This window comes from Halobacillus halophilus DSM 2266, from assembly GCF_000284515.1.
GTDB classification, from domain to species: domain Bacteria; phylum Bacillota; class Bacilli; order Bacillales; family Halobacillaceae; genus Halobacillus; species Halobacillus halophilus.
In genome coordinates this window covers 2,677,975-2,695,828 of record NC_017668.1, presented here as the reverse complement: position 1 = coordinate 2,695,828, position 17,854 = coordinate 2,677,975, and the positions used below count along the sequence as shown (strand labels likewise).

General features: G+C 41.6%; 15 protein-coding genes. 13 read left to right on the top strand and 2 right to left on the bottom strand.

Annotated elements, in window-relative coordinates; translation table 11 throughout:
* The first annotated feature begins 45 nt into the window (after positions 1–45).
* Positions 46–1,131, top strand: a complete 1,086-nt coding sequence (locus HBHAL_RS13370) for a M42 family metallopeptidase (protein ID WP_014643966.1) — start codon at positions 46–48, stop codon at positions 1,129–1,131.
* 48 nt (positions 1,132–1,179) lie between these two features.
* Here the strand turns inward: HBHAL_RS13370 and sspI are convergent, their stop codons facing one another.
* Positions 1,180–1,398 carry a small acid-soluble spore protein SspI gene (gene sspI, locus HBHAL_RS13365; protein WP_014643965.1) on the bottom strand — a complete coding sequence of 73 codons (219 nt, stop codon included), beginning with the start codon at positions 1,396–1,398 and terminating at the stop codon, positions 1,180–1,182.
* 120 nt (positions 1,399–1,518) lie between these two features.
* On the opposite strand from sspI, the gene HBHAL_RS13360 reads away from it, so the two are divergent.
* The 3 genes from HBHAL_RS13360 to pheT all read left to right on the top strand — a co-directional run bounded on the left by HBHAL_RS13360 (position 1,519) and on the right by pheT (position 6,048).
* Positions 1,519–2,253, top strand: a complete 735-nt coding sequence (locus HBHAL_RS13360) for a TrmH family RNA methyltransferase (RefSeq protein ID WP_014643964.1) — start codon at positions 1,519–1,521, stop codon at positions 2,251–2,253.
* A 318-nt stretch (positions 2,254–2,571) separates the two neighbouring features.
* Positions 2,572–3,606 (top strand): phenylalanine--tRNA ligase subunit alpha, encoded by a 1,035-nt coding sequence (gene pheS / locus HBHAL_RS13355; protein ID WP_014643963.1) that lies wholly within the window; start codon positions 2,572–2,574, stop codon positions 3,604–3,606.
* Between the two features lie 15 nt (positions 3,607–3,621).
* Positions 3,622–6,048 (top strand): phenylalanine--tRNA ligase subunit beta, encoded by a 2,427-nt coding sequence (gene pheT, locus HBHAL_RS13350; protein ID WP_014643962.1) that lies wholly within the window; start codon positions 3,622–3,624, stop codon positions 6,046–6,048.
* Positions 6,049–6,091: 43 nt separating this feature from the next.
* On the opposite strand, the gene rnhC is transcribed toward pheT, so the two are convergent.
* Complete coding sequence (gene rnhC, locus HBHAL_RS13345; RefSeq protein WP_014643961.1) at positions 6,092–7,024, bottom strand: ribonuclease HIII; 933 nt, start codon at positions 7,022–7,024, stop codon at positions 6,092–6,094.
* A gap of 148 nt (positions 7,025–7,172) precedes the next feature.
* Here rnhC and zapA point away from each other — a divergent pair, with 148 nt between their 5' ends.
* The 9 genes from zapA (at position 7,173) to HBHAL_RS13300 (ending at position 17,842) form a co-directional block, all read left to right on the top strand.
* Entirely contained in the window at positions 7,173–7,466 is a 294-nt protein-coding gene (zapA, locus tag HBHAL_RS13340) for a cell division protein ZapA (protein WP_041601379.1), read from the top strand.
* On the top strand, positions 7,459–8,001 hold the full coding sequence (locus HBHAL_RS13335) for a CvpA family protein (protein WP_014643959.1): 543 nt from the start codon (positions 7,459–7,461) through the stop codon (positions 7,999–8,001). Before zapA ends, HBHAL_RS13335 begins: the two co-directional genes overlap by 8 nt.
* Positions 8,002–8,115: 114 nt before the next feature.
* Positions 8,116–9,828, top strand: coding sequence for a DNA polymerase/3'-5' exonuclease PolX (gene polX / locus HBHAL_RS13330; protein ID WP_014643957.1), 1,713 nt, complete (start codon positions 8,116–8,118; stop codon positions 9,826–9,828).
* 27 nt (positions 9,829–9,855) lie between these two features.
* On the top strand, positions 9,856–12,201 hold the full coding sequence (locus HBHAL_RS13325) for an endonuclease MutS2 (protein WP_014643956.1): 2,346 nt from the start codon (positions 9,856–9,858) through the stop codon (positions 12,199–12,201).
* A gap of 25 nt (positions 12,202–12,226) precedes the next feature.
* Complete coding sequence (locus HBHAL_RS13320; protein ID WP_014643955.1) at positions 12,227–12,634, top strand: DUF350 domain-containing protein; 408 nt, start codon at positions 12,227–12,229, stop codon at positions 12,632–12,634.
* 1,228 nt (positions 12,635–13,862) lie between these two features.
* A complete protein-coding gene (locus HBHAL_RS13315; protein ID WP_014643954.1) occupies positions 13,863–15,566 on the top strand; it encodes a long-chain-fatty-acid--CoA ligase in 1,704 nt (567 codons plus the stop codon).
* Positions 15,567–15,672: 106 nt separating this feature from the next.
* Positions 15,673–16,263: a TetR/AcrR family transcriptional regulator gene (locus tag HBHAL_RS13310; protein WP_014643953.1), complete on the top strand. Its 591-nt coding sequence runs from the start codon at positions 15,673–15,675 to the stop codon at positions 16,261–16,263.
* A gap of 14 nt (positions 16,264–16,277) precedes the next feature.
* Entirely contained in the window at positions 16,278–17,051 is a 774-nt protein-coding gene (locus tag HBHAL_RS13305) for an enoyl-CoA hydratase (RefSeq protein WP_014643952.1), read from the top strand.
* 17 nt (positions 17,052–17,068) lie between these two features.
* Positions 17,069–17,842 carry an electron transfer flavoprotein subunit beta/FixA family protein gene (locus HBHAL_RS13300; protein ID WP_014643951.1) on the top strand — a complete coding sequence of 258 codons (774 nt, stop codon included), beginning with the start codon at positions 17,069–17,071 and terminating at the stop codon, positions 17,840–17,842.
* The last annotated feature ends 12 nt before the right edge of the window (positions 17,843–17,854 follow it).

Sequence of the window (17,854 nt, the reverse complement as noted above, 5' to 3'; positions counted from 1 at the left end):
AGATATATAATAACACTTGGAAATAAAAAGGAGGAATTATTACATATGGCTAAAAAAGATGAAACACTGACCATGCTGAAAGACCTTACAGATGCTAAAGGGGTACCAGGAAATGAAAGGGAAGCTCGTGAAGTAATGAAAAGGTATATTACACCTTTCGCTGATGAGGTGTTTACGGACAATCTTGGCAGCTTAATTGCTAAGAAGACTGGAGATAAAAAAGGTCCGAGTGTCATGGTTGCAGGGCACTTGGATGAAGTGGGCTTCATGGTTACCCGTATCGATGATCATGGCTACGTTTATTTCCAAACGGTCGGGGGCTGGTGGAGTCAGGTGATGCTTGCCCAGCGTGTTACTCTTATGACAAGAAAGGGAGACCTGACAGGTGTTATTGGCTCGAAGCCGCCGCATATTCTTCCTGCTGAGCAGCGTAAGAAACCAGTGGAAATCAAAGATATGTTTATTGATATCGGTGCTTCAAGCCGGGAAGAGGCTGAAGAATTTGGAGTGAAGCCTGGAGACTCTGTGGTTCCATACTTCGAATTCACTCAGATGAAAAATGAAAAAATGCTTCTTGCTAAAGCGTGGGATAACCGAATTGGCTGTGCTATCGCTATTGAGGTTTTAAAACGTCTAAAAGGTGAAAAGCACCCGAACGTGGTTTATGGTGTAGGTACGGTACAGGAAGAAGTGGGGCTTAGAGGTGCCCGTACTGCTGCGAACTTAATTAATCCCGATATCGCCTTTGGTGTAGACGTAGGAATTGCAGGCGATACTCCTGGCGTGTCCGATAAGGATGCTTCCAGTAAAATGGGAGATGGGCCTCAGATCATTTTGTATGATGCGTCTATGATTTCTCATAAGGGCTTGCGTGACTTTGTGACGGATACGGCTGATAAAAACCAAATACCTTATCAATTTGATTCTCTTGCAGGCGGTGGCACAGACTCTGGAGCGATCCACTTAAGCCATGACGGAGTACCTGCTTTGTCCATTACGATTGCTACCCGCTATATTCATTCTCATGCAGCTATGCTTCACCGTGATGACTTCGAAAATGCAGTTAGTTTGATTGTAGAAGTGATTAAGGAACTGGATGCAGATAAAGTTCAGGAGATTACTTTCCAATAAAGGAAAAAGAAGACCAGTCCAAATGGGACTGGTCTTTGTTATGCATAGTTAAGCAGTAGGTTCTTTTAAGCTCTGCTCTAATGTATTTAATATTTCTTGTTTCTCCTGATCATCTGACTCTTTCCAAAGCATCTCAAAGAAAACGCCTAAGCCAGGGAGCATCTTTTCTTCGCCTTTTTGCATCGCATCATCAATTGTTGCCTCCAGCTGCTCTGAGTTATGCCCAGTTACATTGGAAAGAATGGCTTGTCTTAAGTTAAGATTCATTTTAACGGAATCCTCCTTTATATTGAATTATTCTTTATGAAAGTTTCCCCCTTAGTTTGACCCAACAGGTGAAACCTATGTATGATTAGTTAGAAATAGACGAACAAATGAGGGAAGACAATGATTACATCCATTCAAAATGCACAGGTTAAAGAGTGGAAAAAACTACATAAAAGAAAATATCGCAACAGAGAACAGCGTTTTCTTATCGAAGGTTATCACTTAGTTGAAGAAGCGATGAAAAGCGACTGGCCTGTTATTGAATTTATTATCAGTGAAGACGCAAGCTTTTCAGTACCTGAGCAGACAAAATGTACAACCGTAAGCAGACAAGTGTTTTCAGCCATTTCAGAAACAGAAACACCTCAAGGGATTGCGGCAGTAGTAGGGCTGAAAGAATGGGAATATTCGCCAGCGCCCCTGACATTGTTAGTGGATGCTGTTCAGGACCCAGGCAATTTAGGAACATTAATCCGGACGGCAGATGCAGCTGGATTTGATCATATTGTCCTGGGAACAGGGACGGTGGATCCTTATAATGATAAAGTTATTCGCGCAACTCAGGGCTCCATTTTCCATATTCCTCACTTCAAGGGTGACTTAGAGGATTATATAGAAGAATTGAAAAGCAGCGGTGCATCCATATGGGCCTCCACTCTTCAAAATTCTACTCCTTTTCAAAAACTGCAGCCGCAGGAAAAGGCAGCTTTAATTGTGGGGAATGAGGGACAGGGAATTTCCCAGGACCTTGTGGATTTAGCGAATGAGCTTGTTTATATCCCTATCTACGGGGAAGCAGAATCATTAAATGTTTCGATAGCCGCAGCCGTATTGATGTACCATATGAAGGGATAGGGTTGCATCCTGCTTTTTCATTCTCTATAATAAGTAAGCAGTTATAAAAAAAAAGCGTAGAAAGAGGCAAGTATGTAATTGGGAATCGATCTCAGGGAGGAAGCACCTTAGACTGGAAGTGCTTCTATCGTGACAACTACTGAAATTTCACTCTGGAGCTGATCACTATCCAAGTGGTCCGGAATTCATTCCGTTATTCAATCTGAGGTGGGCACTACAGGTGTCAACAAGGGTGGTACCGCGAAACGACCATGACAAGTCTCGTCCCTTTTTTGGGGACGGGACTTTTTTATTTTTCACTAAAGGAGGATATATTCGATGAAAGAGCGTTTAGAAGAGTTGAAGCAGGAAGCTCTAGAAAAAGTTAGCAAATCCGAAAACGTACAAAGTTTGAAAGATGTTCGGGTAGAATACTTAGGAAAAAAAGGACCTATTACAGAGGTGCTTCGCGGCATGGGGAAATTATCCAAAGAAGAGAGGCCTGTAATCGGTCAGCTGGCTAATGAAGTAAGAGAAAGTATTGCCGCTGCAATTGATACGAAACAGACTCGGCTGGAAGATCAAGAACTCGAAAAACAATTAGAAGCAGAGAGCATTGACGTGACTCTTCCAGGACGACCTGTACGTGTTGGCGGTCCTCATTTGCTTACAAGTATTGTGGAAGAGATTGAAGATCTATTTATCGGAATGGGCTTTGAAATAAAAGAAGGTCCTGAAGTGGAAACCGATTATTATAACTTTGAAGCATTGAACTTACCTAAAGGACATCCGGCTCGAGATATGCAGGACTCTTTTTATATCACGGAAGAATTGCTTCTTCGTACTCATACTTCACCAGTGCAAGCACGTACAATGGGTCAGAAAAATGGAAATGAACCAGTGAAGATGATTTGTCCAGGTAAGGTTTACCGCAGGGATACAGACGATGCGACTCACTCTCACCAGTTTACTCAATTAGAGGGACTTTTAGTCGATAAACATGTGCGTATGAGTGATTTGAAAGGGGTCTTAAACGCCTTTGCGAAACAAATGTTTGGAGCAGAACGGGATATAAGACTCCGCCCAAGTTTCTTCCCATTTACGGAACCGTCTGTTGAGATGGATATTTCGTGTAAAGTATGTGAAGGAAAAGGTTGTTCTGTCTGTAAAGGAACTGGCTGGATTGAGATATTAGGAGCGGGTATGGTTCATCCAAATGTATTGGAAATGGCAGGATATGATCCAAAAGAATATTCCGGTTTCGCATTTGGAATGGGACCTGAGCGAATTGCAATGTTGAAATATGGTGTGGATGATATTAGAAATTTCTATACCAATGACATCCGATTCTTAGAACAATATCACAAAGCGTAAAGGAGGAGAAAAACAATGCTTGTATCATCCAATTGGTTGCAAGAATTAATCGATATCAGCAGCTATTCAACCGAAGAGTTAGCTGAAATCATCACGAAAACAGGAATTGAAGTGGAAAGTGTGACACCTGTTGCAGAAGGTGTGTCCGGTGTAGTGGTGGGACACGTCCAGTCCTGTGAACAACACCCAAACGCTGATAAATTATCCCTTTGCCAGGTCGACGTAGGAGAGGAAACCCTGCAAATTGTCTGCGGAGCTCCGAATATTGCAGAAGGACAGCAAGTAGCTGTAGCAAAACCTGGAGCTGTTCTTCCAGGTGATTTCAAAATAAAAAAAACTAAGCTTCGTGGAGAAGAGTCCAATGGCATGATCTGTTCTCTTCAGGAGCTGGGTATAGACGAAAAAGACGTCCCGAAAGAATTTGCGGAGGGGATCTTCGTTTTCCCAGAAGATGTTGAAGCAGGAGCGGACGCTCTTTCTCTGTTAAATTTAGATGATAAGATTATAGAACTCGGTTTAACGCCTAATCGATCTGACGCCCTGAGCATGGCGGGGGTAGCGTATGAGGTGGCGGCGGCTATTGATGGTGACTATGAACTGCAGAAAGAAGATGTACCCTATTCGAATGAAGCAGCTGAGGATTTCATTTCTGTAGAAGTGGAAGACAAACAAGCCAATCCTTATTACGGGGCTTTCATCATTAAAGATATTAAAGTAGGTGCCTCTCCACTGTGGATGAGGAATCGATTAACGGCTGCGGGTATTCGCCCGATTAATAATGTAGTAGACATTACGAACTACGTACTGCTTGAATATGGTCAGCCGCTTCATGCTTTTGATTACGATCGTTTTGACTCTGACAAGATTGTAACGAGACGAGCAGAGGACGGAGAAATGATTACAACATTAGATAATCAGAAGCGGGAACTGAAGAATCATCATTTGGTGATAACAAACGGTGATGAAGCGCATGCGATTGCCGGAGTTATGGGCGGTGCCAAGTCTGAAGTTCAAGAAGATACGAAAACATTGATTCTAGAGGCGGCCTATTTCGATCCATCAGTTGTGCGGCAGGCTTCGAAAGATCATGGCTTAAGAAGTGAGTCAAGTAACCGCTTTGAGAAAGGCGTAGATCCTAACCGCGTCGAGCGCGCAGGAAAGCGAGCCTGTGAGCTCCTGGCCAAGTATGCTGGCGGTACGGTTTTATCAGGTGCAGTAAGCGTGGACCAGTTGGATCGCTCTGAAAATAAGGTTTCTATTGAAACGTCTGTCATTAACGATCGTCTTGGAACTTCCATTACAAATGAAGAAATTGCTGATATCCTGCGCCGGCTTCAGTTCTCCTATGAACAAAACGGAGAAAATTTTGATGTAAAGATTCCTACACGCCGAGGGGATATAGAGCTTTTTGAAGATATGCTTGAAGAAGTGGCGCGTATTTTCGGGTATGATAATCTTCCTTACACGCTTCCGCAAGGATCTTCGCAAGCAGGCGGGCTGACTCTTGAACAGCAGCTCAAACGAAAAGTGAAATCGTATTTCGAGGGAGCAGGGCTGCACGAAACGATTACGTATTCATTAACACCAAAGGAACGGTCACAGATGCTTGTAAGTCCGGAAATTAAACGACAGGCGAAATCTCCAGTGGCTCTTGCGATGCCGATGAGTGAAGACCACAGCCATCTGCGACTCAGTATGCTGCCTGAATTGTTGCAATCCTTATCTTATAATGTAGCAAGGAAGCAGAAGGATCTTTCCTATTATGAAGTAGGGACCGTATTTGTAAGTAATGAAGAACAAGTAACAAGACAGCCGAGTGAAATTTTAAGAGCATCTGGGGCGTTAACAGGTACGTGGATATCACATCCTTGGCAGCAGGAAAAGAAAGAAGTGGACTTCTATGTAGTGAAAGGAATTGTGGAAGGGTTGAGTGCACAGCTTGATCTGTCCTTCACCTATGAAAAAACAAAGATTCCACATATGCACCCTGGACGCACGGCCCTAGTGAAATCAGGAGATAAAGAAATCGGGTTTATTGGACAAGTTCATCCTAAACTTCAAAAGGAATTAGGTTTGAAAGATACGTATGTGTTCGACTTAAACGCTGAGGAATTATTCGCTCAATATACGAAAGAAGAAGCGTTCCAGGCAATTCCGCGTTATCCATCTGTTTCAAGAGATATTGCGCTTGTGGTTGACGAACAAATAACATCGGCCGCTATTACCGATACAATATCTGAAGCAGGAGCTCCATTGGTTAAGGATGTACGGGTGTTTGATGTCTATCAAGGCGATCATTTACCAGAAGGGAAAAAATCCCTTGCCTTTAATCTTTTATATCTGGACCCTCACCGTACTTTAAAAGATGAAGAAGTTGAAGAAGCGCACGACAAAATTTTAACAGCTGTTAAAGATCAACATGAAGCAGAGCTTCGTGGATAAAAAAACAGGTGGCCTGGATTTGCCGGGTCACCTGTTTTTTCTTCTATAACTTTTTAGCTTTTTGAGTGTTGGCAAAATGGACTTTTGCTATCTCATCAAGCTTATCTTCACCATAGTGTTTGATGACTTGGGCTGCCGCCTGATCCACTTTTGCGGATGCTCCTTTAGGAATAGAAAGCCCTGTATCCATTTCTAATTGATCCATTTCCTTAACAAAAGCTGACCTAGCGATAATAGATCCTGCAGCAACAGCAATCGAGTAACTTTCGGCTTTGGTCATAAAATATACGTTAGGCTGCAAATGTAATTTTTCACTACGTAAATGCTTTTGGTAAACTTCCGGCTGTGAAAATTGATCAATCAGAATCCCATCTGGTTTCTTGGGAGAAATTTTTTCTAATAATTTTTCGAGAGCCTGATGATGCAGGATCGTTTTCATTTTTCCTTGGGACCAGCCCTTGCGCTGCCATTGATTGTATTTTTTATTCGGAAGCCGCAAAAGACTGTAAGGGATTTTCAGCTCGACGATGCTTTTAGCCAGCTCTCTGATTTGCCTGTCATTTAAATGCTTAGAGTCCTTAACCCCGATGGCTTTTAGCGTATGTGCTTGCTCTTTCGTAACATAAGCGGCAGCAACCGTGATCGGTCCGAAGTAATCTCCAGTTCCGGCTTCATCTGATCCAATGTGTGAACTTGTAAATAAGCTCTCCGGTGGATGGAATGCGTGCGGCTGTTTAGAACTAGAACTACTATTGGATTTAAGGGACCCCTTGTCTGGTTTCCCCCATTGCTCAGACTCCGATTCAGGACTTTTACCTTGGAAAAGAACTTTACCGGAACGATAGGCTGTAATGGTGCAGGCGCTCGTTTTAGCAGCAAAAATAGCGTTTTGAGGCGGATTTTTAAGTTGAGAATGATAATGATTCTTCATTTTTTCCAGGGTTGAAGCTGGTAATTTAAGGACGACTTGTGGCATGTTTAATTCCTTTCTGTAAACAAAAATGGTATGAATAGTATAGCAAAATCTATTTGAAATTAGAACATTTGCAAATTAGATCCATATTGGTTTCCTAATTCAATATCTTCATGTTACTATTAAATTTAGGATTGAGAAACTAGGGGGTATGGACGTGGCACAATCGGACCAAGACAAGAAAAGAATTACAGTGGAGATCAATAAGCGGTCTTACACTATAGTTGGTCATGAAGAACCCCATCATATCCGTATGGTATCCAGCTTAGTGGATCAGAAAATGCGAGAAATTCACGAAGCAAATCCAAGTCTGGATACGGCTAAGCTCGCCGTTTTGACTGCTGTTAATACGATGAATGAATATATAAAGTTAAAAGAAGAATGCACGGAACTGATGGATTATATAGAAAAGAAAGAGGAAAAGGACGACCACAATCATGATTGACTTACTGTTGTTTTTTATATTAATAATTGGAGTTCTAATTGGCCTGAAGAGAGGATTTATTCTCCAGCTCTTCCATCTAATTGGGTTTATTGTCTCTTTTGTAGTAGCGGCTATGTACTACGATGACTTATCCCCAAAGCTAACCCTTTGGGTTCCATATCCTGAATTGCCCGCCGATTCATCCTGGGCTATTTTCATGGAAAATATGCCATTGGAACAAGCGTTCTATAATGCGGTAGCTTTTGCTATATTGTTTTTTGGAGTGAAAATCATTATACATATCATCGCATCCATGTTGGATTTTGTCGCTGAGCTTCCAATCTTGAGTTCATTGAATTCACTATTGGGAGGTATTCTTGGTTTCATAGAGAATTATATCCTGCTTTTTGTCTTACTGTATATAGCAGCATTAGTTCCTCTGGAGATGGTACAGAACGCACTGGATCGTTCTTTCTTAGCTCAGTTTATCATTGAACACACCCCGGTGTTTTCCGAACAATTGAAAACATTATGGATCGAACACGTGGCTGACTGATGATAATGTAGATATGGGTAAACTAAGCCGCTGTGATGAGGATCATAGCGGCTTTTTCTTATGTATATAAGGAGATTGAACAGGAAAATTATCTATTAGAGGAGACGATAAAATATGGCTGTTGATAAAAAGCAAGTAATCAAGTTACTAGATAAGATTGCTGTATATCTTGAGTTGAAAGGGGAGAACCCTTTTAAAATATCTGCCTATCGTAAAGCCGCACAAGCTTTGGAAGCCGATGATCACTCTTTGAATGAAATAGAGGACTTCACTAAGATGAAGGGGATAGGAAAATCTACAGCATCTGTGATACATGAATTTATTGAGAATGGCGAATCGGATACATTAAAGCAGTTACAATCTGAAGTTCCTGAAGGATTAGTTCCATTGCTAGACCTCCCAGGCCTTGGAGGAAAGAAGCTGGCGAAGTTATATCAGGAGTTAGGAATTATAGATGCAGAAACGTTAAAAACAGCAGTAGAAAAAGGTAAGGTAGAAGAATTGGAAGGCTTTGGGAAGAAGTCTGCTGAGAAGATAAAGAAGGCTTTAGAAGAAGCAAATACTCGTCCAGAACGTCTCCCGATTGCTTTAATGCTGCCTCTCGCTGATAAAATAGAAGGTTTTCTTCAGAATGCAAAAACAGTGAAACGCTATTCACGAGCTGGCAGTCTTCGGCGCATGAGGGAGACGATCAAGGATATTGATTTCATCCTGGTCTCTGAAAATCCGGCAGATACAAGAGATGAACTTCTTAACTATCCAGATATAAAAGAGGTAGTGGCTTCAGGGGAGACAAAAGTTTCCATTGTTGTTAATGAAGGCTATGACATTGGAATAGATTTCCGTATTGTTGCCCCTGAGGAGTTCGCAACTACTCTACACCATTTTACGGGCTCTAAGGACCACAATGTTTCAATGAGACAGCTTGCGAAGCAGCAAGGTGAAAAAATAAATGAATATGGCATCGAAAATGCGGAAACAGGTGAAGTTCAGACTTTTGAAACGGAAGAAGATTTCTTTAACCATTTCGGACTTCATTACATTCCCCCGGAAGTCAGGGAGAATTATGGAGAAGTAGAGAAGTATAAAGAACCGGTAGAACTGATTGAATTGAGTGATATACGCGGTGATCTGCATATGCACTCGACTTGGAGTGACGGGGCTCAGTCCATTAAGGAAATGGCTGCACAGGCAAAAAATAAAGGCTATGATTTCATCGCTATCACGGATCACTCCAAGTATTTGAGAGTAGCTAATGGTCTTAATGAAGAACGCTTACGCAAACAGCGCGAAGAGATTAACAAAGTGAACGAGTCGATGGAGGATTTCCATATATTTGCGGGTATTGAAATGGACATTCTTCCGGACGGCTCCTTGGATTTTAGTAATGAGTTTCTGGAAGAAATGGATTTTGTTATCGCATCTATTCATTCCAGTTTTAACCAGTCAGAAGAGAAAATTATGGAGAGACTGAATACAGCATTAGAGAATCCTCATGTTGATATGATTGCCCATCCAACAGGCCGCTTAATTGGAAGGCGAAAAGGCTACGATGTAAATGTAGAGGAATTGATTCGCGGAGCGAAGCGCACGGGAACGATTCTGGAATTGAACGCTAACCCTAACCGGCTGGACTTAAACTGGGAATGGTTAATGAAAGCCCAAGAAGAAGGCGTAAATATCGCTATAAATACGGATGCTCACAGTTACCCTATGTTAGAACATATGGAAGTTGGAATTGGCGCAGCCCGAAAAGGATGGCTCAGGAAAGAAACAGTAGTAAATACTTGGACCAAAAAGCAGCTTATGAATAAGTTCGGTATTTGAGTGTTGTTATAAAGGAGACAGATCTACATGAACCAGCGAATCCTTCATGTCTTAGAATATAAAAAAATTATCGATCAATTAAGTGAACATGCAGCCTCCTCACTTGGTAAAGAAAAGGCAGCAGCACTAAAACCTTCCTCTAAACTGGAGGAAGTAAAAGAATGGCAGTTGGAAACAGACGAAGCTGCTCAAGTACTTCGGTTAAAAGGACATGTACCGCTTGGCGGTATTTTTGATATCAAACCTAGTCTAAAAAGAACAACTATTGGTGGTATATTAAGTGCACTAGAGTCTCTGGATGTGGCGAGCACTATTTATGGTGGACGTCAGCTGAAACGGTTTATCGAAGAGGCAGAAGAACCTGAGATGCCTAAGCTCAGGGAAATAGTGACAGGTATTTTGCCCCTCAAGGAACTGGAACAGTCAATACGCAGCTGTATTGACGAGCATGGAAATGTTATGGACGGAGCGTCGGACAAGCTGAGAACCATTCGTTCGAGAGTCCGTACATATGAGAGTCGCGTACGTGATAAAATGGATTCATTTACTAAATCCAAGACTAAAATGCTTTCGGATGCCATTGTAACCATCAGAAATGAGCGGTATGTCCTGCCTGTGAAACAGGAATACCGGGGAGCAATTGGCGGTATTGTGCACGATCAGTCTTCGTCAGGAGCTACACTCTTCATAGAACCCCAATCTGTCGTAGATTTGAATAATCAGCTTCAAGAAGCACGGGTTCAAGAAAAGCATGAGATTGAAAAGATTTTGAAAGAGTTGTCTGAGGAGATTGCGGATCATTATTCTGCTTTATATGAGAATGTAACCCGCTTAGGACACGTTGATTTTATGTTTGCCCGTGCGAAGCTCGGTAAGCAAATGAAAGCTTCTATGCCGTCCATGAACGATGAAGGACGTATTAAAATGCTTCAGGCCAGACATCCATTAATTAATGAGGAGGAAGTGGTTCCCAATGATATAGAAATTGGAGAGGACTATACCTCTATCGTTATTACCGGCCCCAATACCGGAGGGAAGACCGTCACTCTGAAATTAGTAGGCCTATGTACACTGATGGCTCAGTCCGGTCTTCAGATTCCTGCTCTGGATGGTTGTGAAATGGCTGTATTCGAAGAGGTTTATGCTGATATTGGTGATGAACAATCCATCGAACAGAGCTTATCTACTTTCTCTTCTCACATGACTAATATTGTAGATATTCTAAAGCACGTCGATGACAAAACCCTTGTATTATTTGATGAGCTGGGAGCGGGTACCGATCCACAGGAAGGTGCCGCACTTGCAATGTCTATACTGGATGAAGTTGTAAACCGGAATGCTCGTGTAATCGCCACGACCCACTATCCTGAATTAAAAGCTTATGGTTATAACCGTGAAGGTGTAATCAATGCGTCCGTGGAATTTGATATCCAGACTTTAAAGCCTACCTACCGGTTATTAATAGGTGTGCCGGGGCGTAGTAATGCTTTTGAAATTTCGCGTAAGCTTGGATTACATGAATCCGTAATCACGTCAGCTCAGGAGAAAATTGGCGTCGACTCTCAAAGTGTAGAGAATATGATCGCCTCACTGGAAGAATCAAAGCGGGGAGCAGAACAGGATTATGAAGAAGCGGAACGTTTACTGCAGGAAGCGCAAGATCTGCGTAACGAACTGAAGAACAAATGGGATCAGTTCGAGCAAAAACGCGAGGAGCTTTATGAAAAAGCTGAAGAAAAAGCTGAGAAAGCTATTCGTCAGGCACGTGAAGAAGCTGAAACTATTGTCGGGGAAATTAGAAATATGAAATCCCAGGCTGGTATGAAAGAACATGAATGGATTGAGGCACGGAAGATGTTTGACGAGGCTCAACCCGAACTGGCTAAAAAGAAAAAAGAATCAAAACCTGAACCTCAAAAAGAAGTGAAAGAACTTAAATCAGGAGATGAAGTAAAACTTCTTACTTTAAACCAGAATGGGACAATTGTTGAACAGACTGGAAAAAACGAATACCAGGTTCAAGTAGGTGTAATGAAAGTGAAAGCCAAACGAAAAGACTTGGAGTTCATTAAGGCGGAGCAGCCTTATAAAGAAAAACCGATGGCTACGGTTAAAGGGAAAGGGTACCATGTAAAAACGGAACTTGATTTGCGGGGTGAGCGATACGAGGACGCCCTCAATCGACTTGAGAAATATATTGATGACGCATTACTTGCCGGTTACCCAACCGTCTCTATTATACATGGAAAAGGGACGGGAGCATTGAGAACCGCGGTACAAAATTATGCGAAGAATCACCGGAATATAACCAATCACCGTGCCGGTGGAATGAATGAAGGCGGTAGCGGGGTCACCGTACTTGAACTCAGCTAGTAGATTATAAAGGGAGCGTTAAGATATGACAGACTTTTGGGAATATACGTTAATTGAGACAGCCGCGCGCTACAGTGTTGTCATCTTATGTCTGGTCGTCTTTATGGCTATTTTTGAAATCGTCACTTCTTATAATAACTGGAAAGAAATAAAAAATGGAAACCTTGCTGTAGCAATGGCTACAGGAGGTAAAATATTCGGTATTGCTAATATTTTCCGTTTTTCCATTGAACATAATGATTCTCTTCTCGAGACAATGGGGTGGGGGTTGTTTGGATTTATTCTTCTTTTGTCCGGCTATTTTATTTATGAATTCTTAACGCCTTCCTTTAAAATTGACGAAGAAATAGCAACAGATAATCGTGCCGTTGGTTTTATATCATTCATCATCTCGGTAGGTCTTTCGTATGTAATTGGAGCGAATATCATTTAAGGGGCGACATCATGGAAACCTTAGCAAAAGTATTAATGGTTGTTGCAGCTGTTTTTCTACTGATTGGAATTTTATTTTTTATTCTTTATTAGAAGGAAGCCTTCTTCACACGTGAAGAAGGCTTTTTCAATAGGATCTGTTAAACTTACGTGTTGATATTAAGGTAAAGATCCCGATACTGTAAGACTTGATTTCGAGATATTCGTTATGAGGAAGGTACTCCGGGGACGATTTCGCTTTCCGGCCCTGCACGAAGCAAGGTCGTTCGACGTTGCCACAGGAAGTGCCGATCTTAGTCGAACACCCCTTGTGCTGAACTTCCTCGAGCAAGCTCTGCGGAGGCTCACCGATCATGTTGATGAGGTGAGTGAAAAACTCCTTTCTACCCAGGGGAGTTGTTAAAGTTTGTTGTTGCTTCTCACGAATCGCTTATCGGTGGATGCTTGCCGCGGGCACGGCCTCAGCTAACTAGGTCAAGAAGTTCACTTGACCTAGTGGATCTTCGGCTCGCGCTGTTCCCGCAGGCGTCACCACCGAACGCTCATCGTGGAAGCAACGGAGATCTATCTAAAAAGAGGGGGTATTCTGGAACTTAAAAAAGTAAAAGAAAAGCGTGCTGGAGGAAAGCTAAATCCATCCAGGCCGCTTTTTTGGAGTCTACCTTTCATAAATTCTCAGTTTTCAGCGACCTCATGTTTATCCCGCAGGAGTCTCTCTGTTCCCCTCCGGACCTAGCCGAATCAGAAACTCGAAACCATTTAAGACATTAACGGGTTGATGAGAAAAAAAGCATGTGATCATGAGGCTATTTTCATGCTATAACGATGTGAAATAGCTTGTCATAAAAGCATTTAGGTCCGATTAAGAAGGAGAGCATTCTCTGTTATAAAAGCGTTCGTTATTCTCACCAATCCTATACTTTTTAACGTAACGAACCCAAATTATCTCGAAATCGAGTCTTCCACAATCCGGCCCTATTGCGTAATAAGCTTCTTGTGAAAAATCAACAATAAACTATAATAGAGCTTTTTATTAAAGCGTAACTCGGGAGAAGATCCTTTAGCCAGCTATGACCTAGAGACGCAAAAAGCCATGAGACGGCGTATAAGATGATTGTTATGATAGGCCAATATTTACAGTTAATTTTTTCAAAATTTAAAATTATATTTCAATTTTTTTTCATTAATCGTTATAATGGATATATAAGACTAAAGGGAGGCAATACGATATGGACACTTTTCAACGCCCCTGGCATGAACATTATCCACCAGAAGTACCTACCACTTTGGAATATGACGAAAAGCCACTGCATGATTATTTAGAAGCAAGTGCACAGGCATACGGCGAAAAGAAAGCGCTTTATTTTATGGGTAAGGAATTAACCTATCAGCAGATTTATAAGGAATCACGGTTACTTGCCAGCTATTTACAAGAGAAAGGTTTAAATAAAGGGGACCGAGTATCTATAATGCTTCCTAACTGCCCACAGTCTGTGATTGCATATTATGCTATCCTAATGGCAGGAGGGATTGTGGTCCAAACCAACCCCTTATACATGGAGAGAGAGCTTGAGTATCAAATGAAAGATTCTGGAACCAAAATGATTATCTGTCTGGATATTCTTTATCCAAAAGCAGCTAATGTTAAGCCGAACACTCCGCTTGAACATATTATTGTTACCGGAATTAAAGATTATTTACCATTTCCAAAAAACAGGCTGTATCCATTTGTACAGAAGAGACAATATCAGGTATTAGTAAAACCGGAACAATCGAGTGACACTCATATTTGGAAGAATATACTAAAAACATCAAGCGGAAATGTAACGCCTGTTAAGGTGAATCCTAAAGAAGATTTAGCTCTTCTTCAATATACCGGTGGAACTACTGGTTTTCCAAAAGGAGTTATGCTGACTCATTATAATCTTGTAGTAAATACGCAAATGGCTAAAAGATGGTTGTACAAATGTGAAGAAGGTAAGGAAGTGGTACTCGCCATTCTTCCATTCTTTCATGTGTACGGAATGACATCCGTTATGAACCTTTCCGTTATGATGGGAAACAAGATGGTCCTAATGCCTAAATTCGACGCAGAAGAAGTGTTAAAGGTGATTGAAAAGCAGCGGCCGACTTTATTCCCAGGAGCCCCTACGATTTATATTGCCCTTTTAAATCATCCGGATCTGGAGAAATATGATTTGTCTTCAATTGAGGCATGTATCAGCGGCTCAGCACCTCTTCCTGTAGAAGTTCAGGAAAATTTTGAAAGAATAACGAATGGGAAGCTTGTAGAAGGGTACGGGTTAACAGAGACTTCTCCCACCACTCATTCCAATTTAATATGGGGACGGCGAGTCAGTGGAAGCGTAGGAATTCCTTGGCCTGATACTGATGCTAAAATATACCGGATGGAAGCCGACGAAGAAGCAGAAATCGGAGAAATTGGGGAAATTGTAGTCAAAGGTCCCCAAGTGATGAAAGGCTATTGGAACAAGCCTGAGGAGACAGCACAAGTTCTCAGTGAAGATGGCTGGTTTCGTACAGGAGACATGGGACGTATGGATGAAGAAGGTTACTTTTATGTAGTAGACCGTAAAAAAGATATGATTATTGCGGGGGGGTATAATATTTATCCTCGTGAAGTGGAAGAAGTATTGTATGAACATTCAGAAATTCAGGAAGCAGTTATCGTTGGTGTTCCAGATCCTTATCGAGGTGAAACCGTCAAAGCATTTATTGTGAAAAAGCAGGGAAGCGAAATAACCGAAGAAGAGTTAGATGAGTATTGCCGTCAGAATATAGCCTCCTACAAAGTGCCCCGCATCTATGAATTCCGTCGGGAACTTCCAAAAACGGCAGTAGGTAAAATTCTGAGACGTACGCTGGTGGAAGAAGAAAAGAGAAAATTAGAGGGTAAAGAAAGCATTCAGTAAATTTAAAAGAGTGTTAAATGAAAGTTGACAGATATTTTTCTGGATAGTAATATAATAGATGAATGACCATTCATTCATTTTCAACAAAGATAGGCAGGAGATTGTAGTGAAAAAGAATAAACCTAAATACAAACAAATAATTGATGCAGCGGTAGAAGTCATTGCTGAAAATGGATACCACTCTTCGCAAGTTTCAAAAATCGCCAAGAAAGCGGGAGTGGCGGATGGTACAATTTATCTTTATTTTAAAAACAAGGAAGATATACTTGTTTCGCTATTCCAGGAGAAAATGGGCCAATTCATAGAGAGAATTCAGGAGGAAACCACTTCTAGACAATCAGCTGAGGAAAAACTTCTTAAATTGATTGAAACTCATTTTGAGCAGCTCGCTGCAGATCATCATTTAGCGATAGTAACTCAGTTAGAGTTGCGTCAATCTAATTCAGAACTCAGACAGCAAATCAATGAAGTTTTAAAAGGGTATTTAAATGTCATTGATGAGATTGTTCAAGAAGGGGTAGAGGAAGGGCTGTTCCGTGATAACCTGGATCGCCGTCTTGTCCGACAAATGATTTTTGGAACCATGGATGAGACGGTAACGAACTGGGTTATGAAAGAACAGCGCTATAACATAGTAGACCAGGCAAAAGAAGTCCATAGTTTGTTTATCCATGGATTAGCCCATTCCAAAAATTAAAGGAGGGAATTTGGTTGTCAACTCTTACATTACAGGTGAAAGAACAAGTAGCAGAAATTACAATACAGAGTCCACCAGCGAATGCTCTGTCCAGTACTATTCTTCAGGATTTGTCAGAAGAAATGGATCGGATTGAACAAGATGAGTCGATTAAAGCCATTTTACTTAAAGGGGAAGGAAAGTTTTTTTCAGCAGGAGCTGACATTAAAGAATTTACCTCTTTACAAGGAGCCTCTGATTATGAAGGACTTTCAAGTAAAGGGCAGGAACTGTTCAACAGAATAGAAAACTTTCATATCCCGGTTATAGCGGCGATTCATGGAGCTGCACTGGGCGGAGGCCTGGAGCTTGCTATGGCATGCCATATACGTTATGTGGCAGATGACGCAAAGATTGGTCTGCCTGAAATCAACCTTGGGATTGTACCAGGGTTTGCCGGAACTCAGCGACTGCCAAGATATGTTGGAGCTCCTAAAGCATATGAGATGATATTAACAGGCGTTCCAATATCGGGAAGTGAAGCTGCTTCACTCGGTTTGGCCAATCAAAGTTTTCCGGGTGAAGAAGTATTTGAACAAGCTGAAAAGCTGGCTCGTACGATTGCTTCTAAAAGCGGACCGGCGATTAATCAGGTGATGAACTTGATCCCCTATGCTCATACATCCACGTTTAGTGAAGGCGTAAACGCGGAAGCTTCAGCATTTGGAGAAGTTTTTGGCAATGAGGATGCCAAGGAAGGCATTCAAGCTTTTATAGAAAAAAGAAAACCGGAATTTAAAGATAAATAGTCCAGGAGGTTATGTAAATGAACATTTTTGTCTTACTTAAAAGAACCTTTGATACAGAAGAAAAGATAACGGTAGCTAATGGAAAGATTGAGGATGATAGCGCAGAATATATTATCAACCCTTATGATGAATATGCGGTGGAAGAAGCAATTAAGATTCGTGATGAACACGGAGGAGAGGTTACTGTAGTAACAATTGGTGAAGAGGATGCAGAGAAACAATTACGGACAGCATTAGCCATGGGAGCTGATCAGGCCGTTCTTATTAATACAGAAGACGATTTAGAGGAAGGAGATCAGTTTACTACGGTGAAAATCCTGGAAGCTTTCTTCTCTGACCGTGATGTAGATCTTATCCTGGGGGGAAATGTAGCTATTGATGAGGCAAGCGGGCAAGTAGGGCCTCGATTGGCTGAAAGACTTGATATGCCTTGTGTTACGACCATTACAAAAATAGAAATTGACGGAACCACTGTTACCATAGACCGAGATGTCGAGGGAGATGTAGAGAAAGTAGAAACCTCGCTTCCGCTGCTTGTTACGTGCCAGCAAGGTTTGAATGAGCCGCGCTATCCATCCTTGCCGGGTATTATGAAAGCGAAGAAAAAGCCATTAGAAGAGCTTGAACTGGATGATTTAGATTTAGAGGAAGACGATGTGGAGCCTAAAACGAAAACAACTGAAATTTTCCTTCCACCTGAAAAGCAAGCAGGTAAAGTTTTGGAAGGTGAAACTGCTGATCAGGTTAAAGAATTAGTATCATTGCTTAAAACCGAAGCTAAAGTACTGTAAATAGAGGACTGG

Coding starts and splice junctions, on each gene's coding strand:
- polX (WP_014643957.1), top strand. CDS start 8,116: ATGGCTGTTGATAAAAAGCAAGTAATCAAGTTACTAGATAAGATTGCT.
- rnhC (WP_014643961.1), bottom strand. CDS start 7,024: ATGCCACAAGTCGTCCTTAAATTACCAGCTTCAACCCTGGAAAAAATG.
- HBHAL_RS13335 (WP_014643959.1), top strand. CDS start 7,459: ATGATTGACTTACTGTTGTTTTTTATATTAATAATTGGAGTTCTAATT.
- HBHAL_RS13320 (WP_014643955.1), top strand. CDS start 12,227: ATGACAGACTTTTGGGAATATACGTTAATTGAGACAGCCGCGCGCTAC.
- pheT (WP_014643962.1), top strand. CDS start 3,622: ATGCTTGTATCATCCAATTGGTTGCAAGAATTAATCGATATCAGCAGC.
- sspI (WP_014643965.1), bottom strand. CDS start 1,398: ATGAATCTTAACTTAAGACAAGCCATTCTTTCCAATGTAACTGGGCAT.
- HBHAL_RS13325 (WP_014643956.1), top strand. CDS start 9,856: ATGAACCAGCGAATCCTTCATGTCTTAGAATATAAAAAAATTATCGAT.
- pheS (WP_014643963.1), top strand. CDS start 2,572: ATGAAAGAGCGTTTAGAAGAGTTGAAGCAGGAAGCTCTAGAAAAAGTT.
- HBHAL_RS13315 (WP_014643954.1), top strand. CDS start 13,863: ATGGACACTTTTCAACGCCCCTGGCATGAACATTATCCACCAGAAGTA.
- HBHAL_RS13300 (WP_014643951.1), top strand. CDS start 17,069: ATGAACATTTTTGTCTTACTTAAAAGAACCTTTGATACAGAAGAAAAG.
- HBHAL_RS13370 (WP_014643966.1), top strand. CDS start 46: ATGGCTAAAAAAGATGAAACACTGACCATGCTGAAAGACCTTACAGAT.
- HBHAL_RS13360 (WP_014643964.1), top strand. CDS start 1,519: ATGATTACATCCATTCAAAATGCACAGGTTAAAGAGTGGAAAAAACTA.
- zapA (WP_041601379.1), top strand. CDS start 7,173: ATGGACGTGGCACAATCGGACCAAGACAAGAAAAGAATTACAGTGGAG.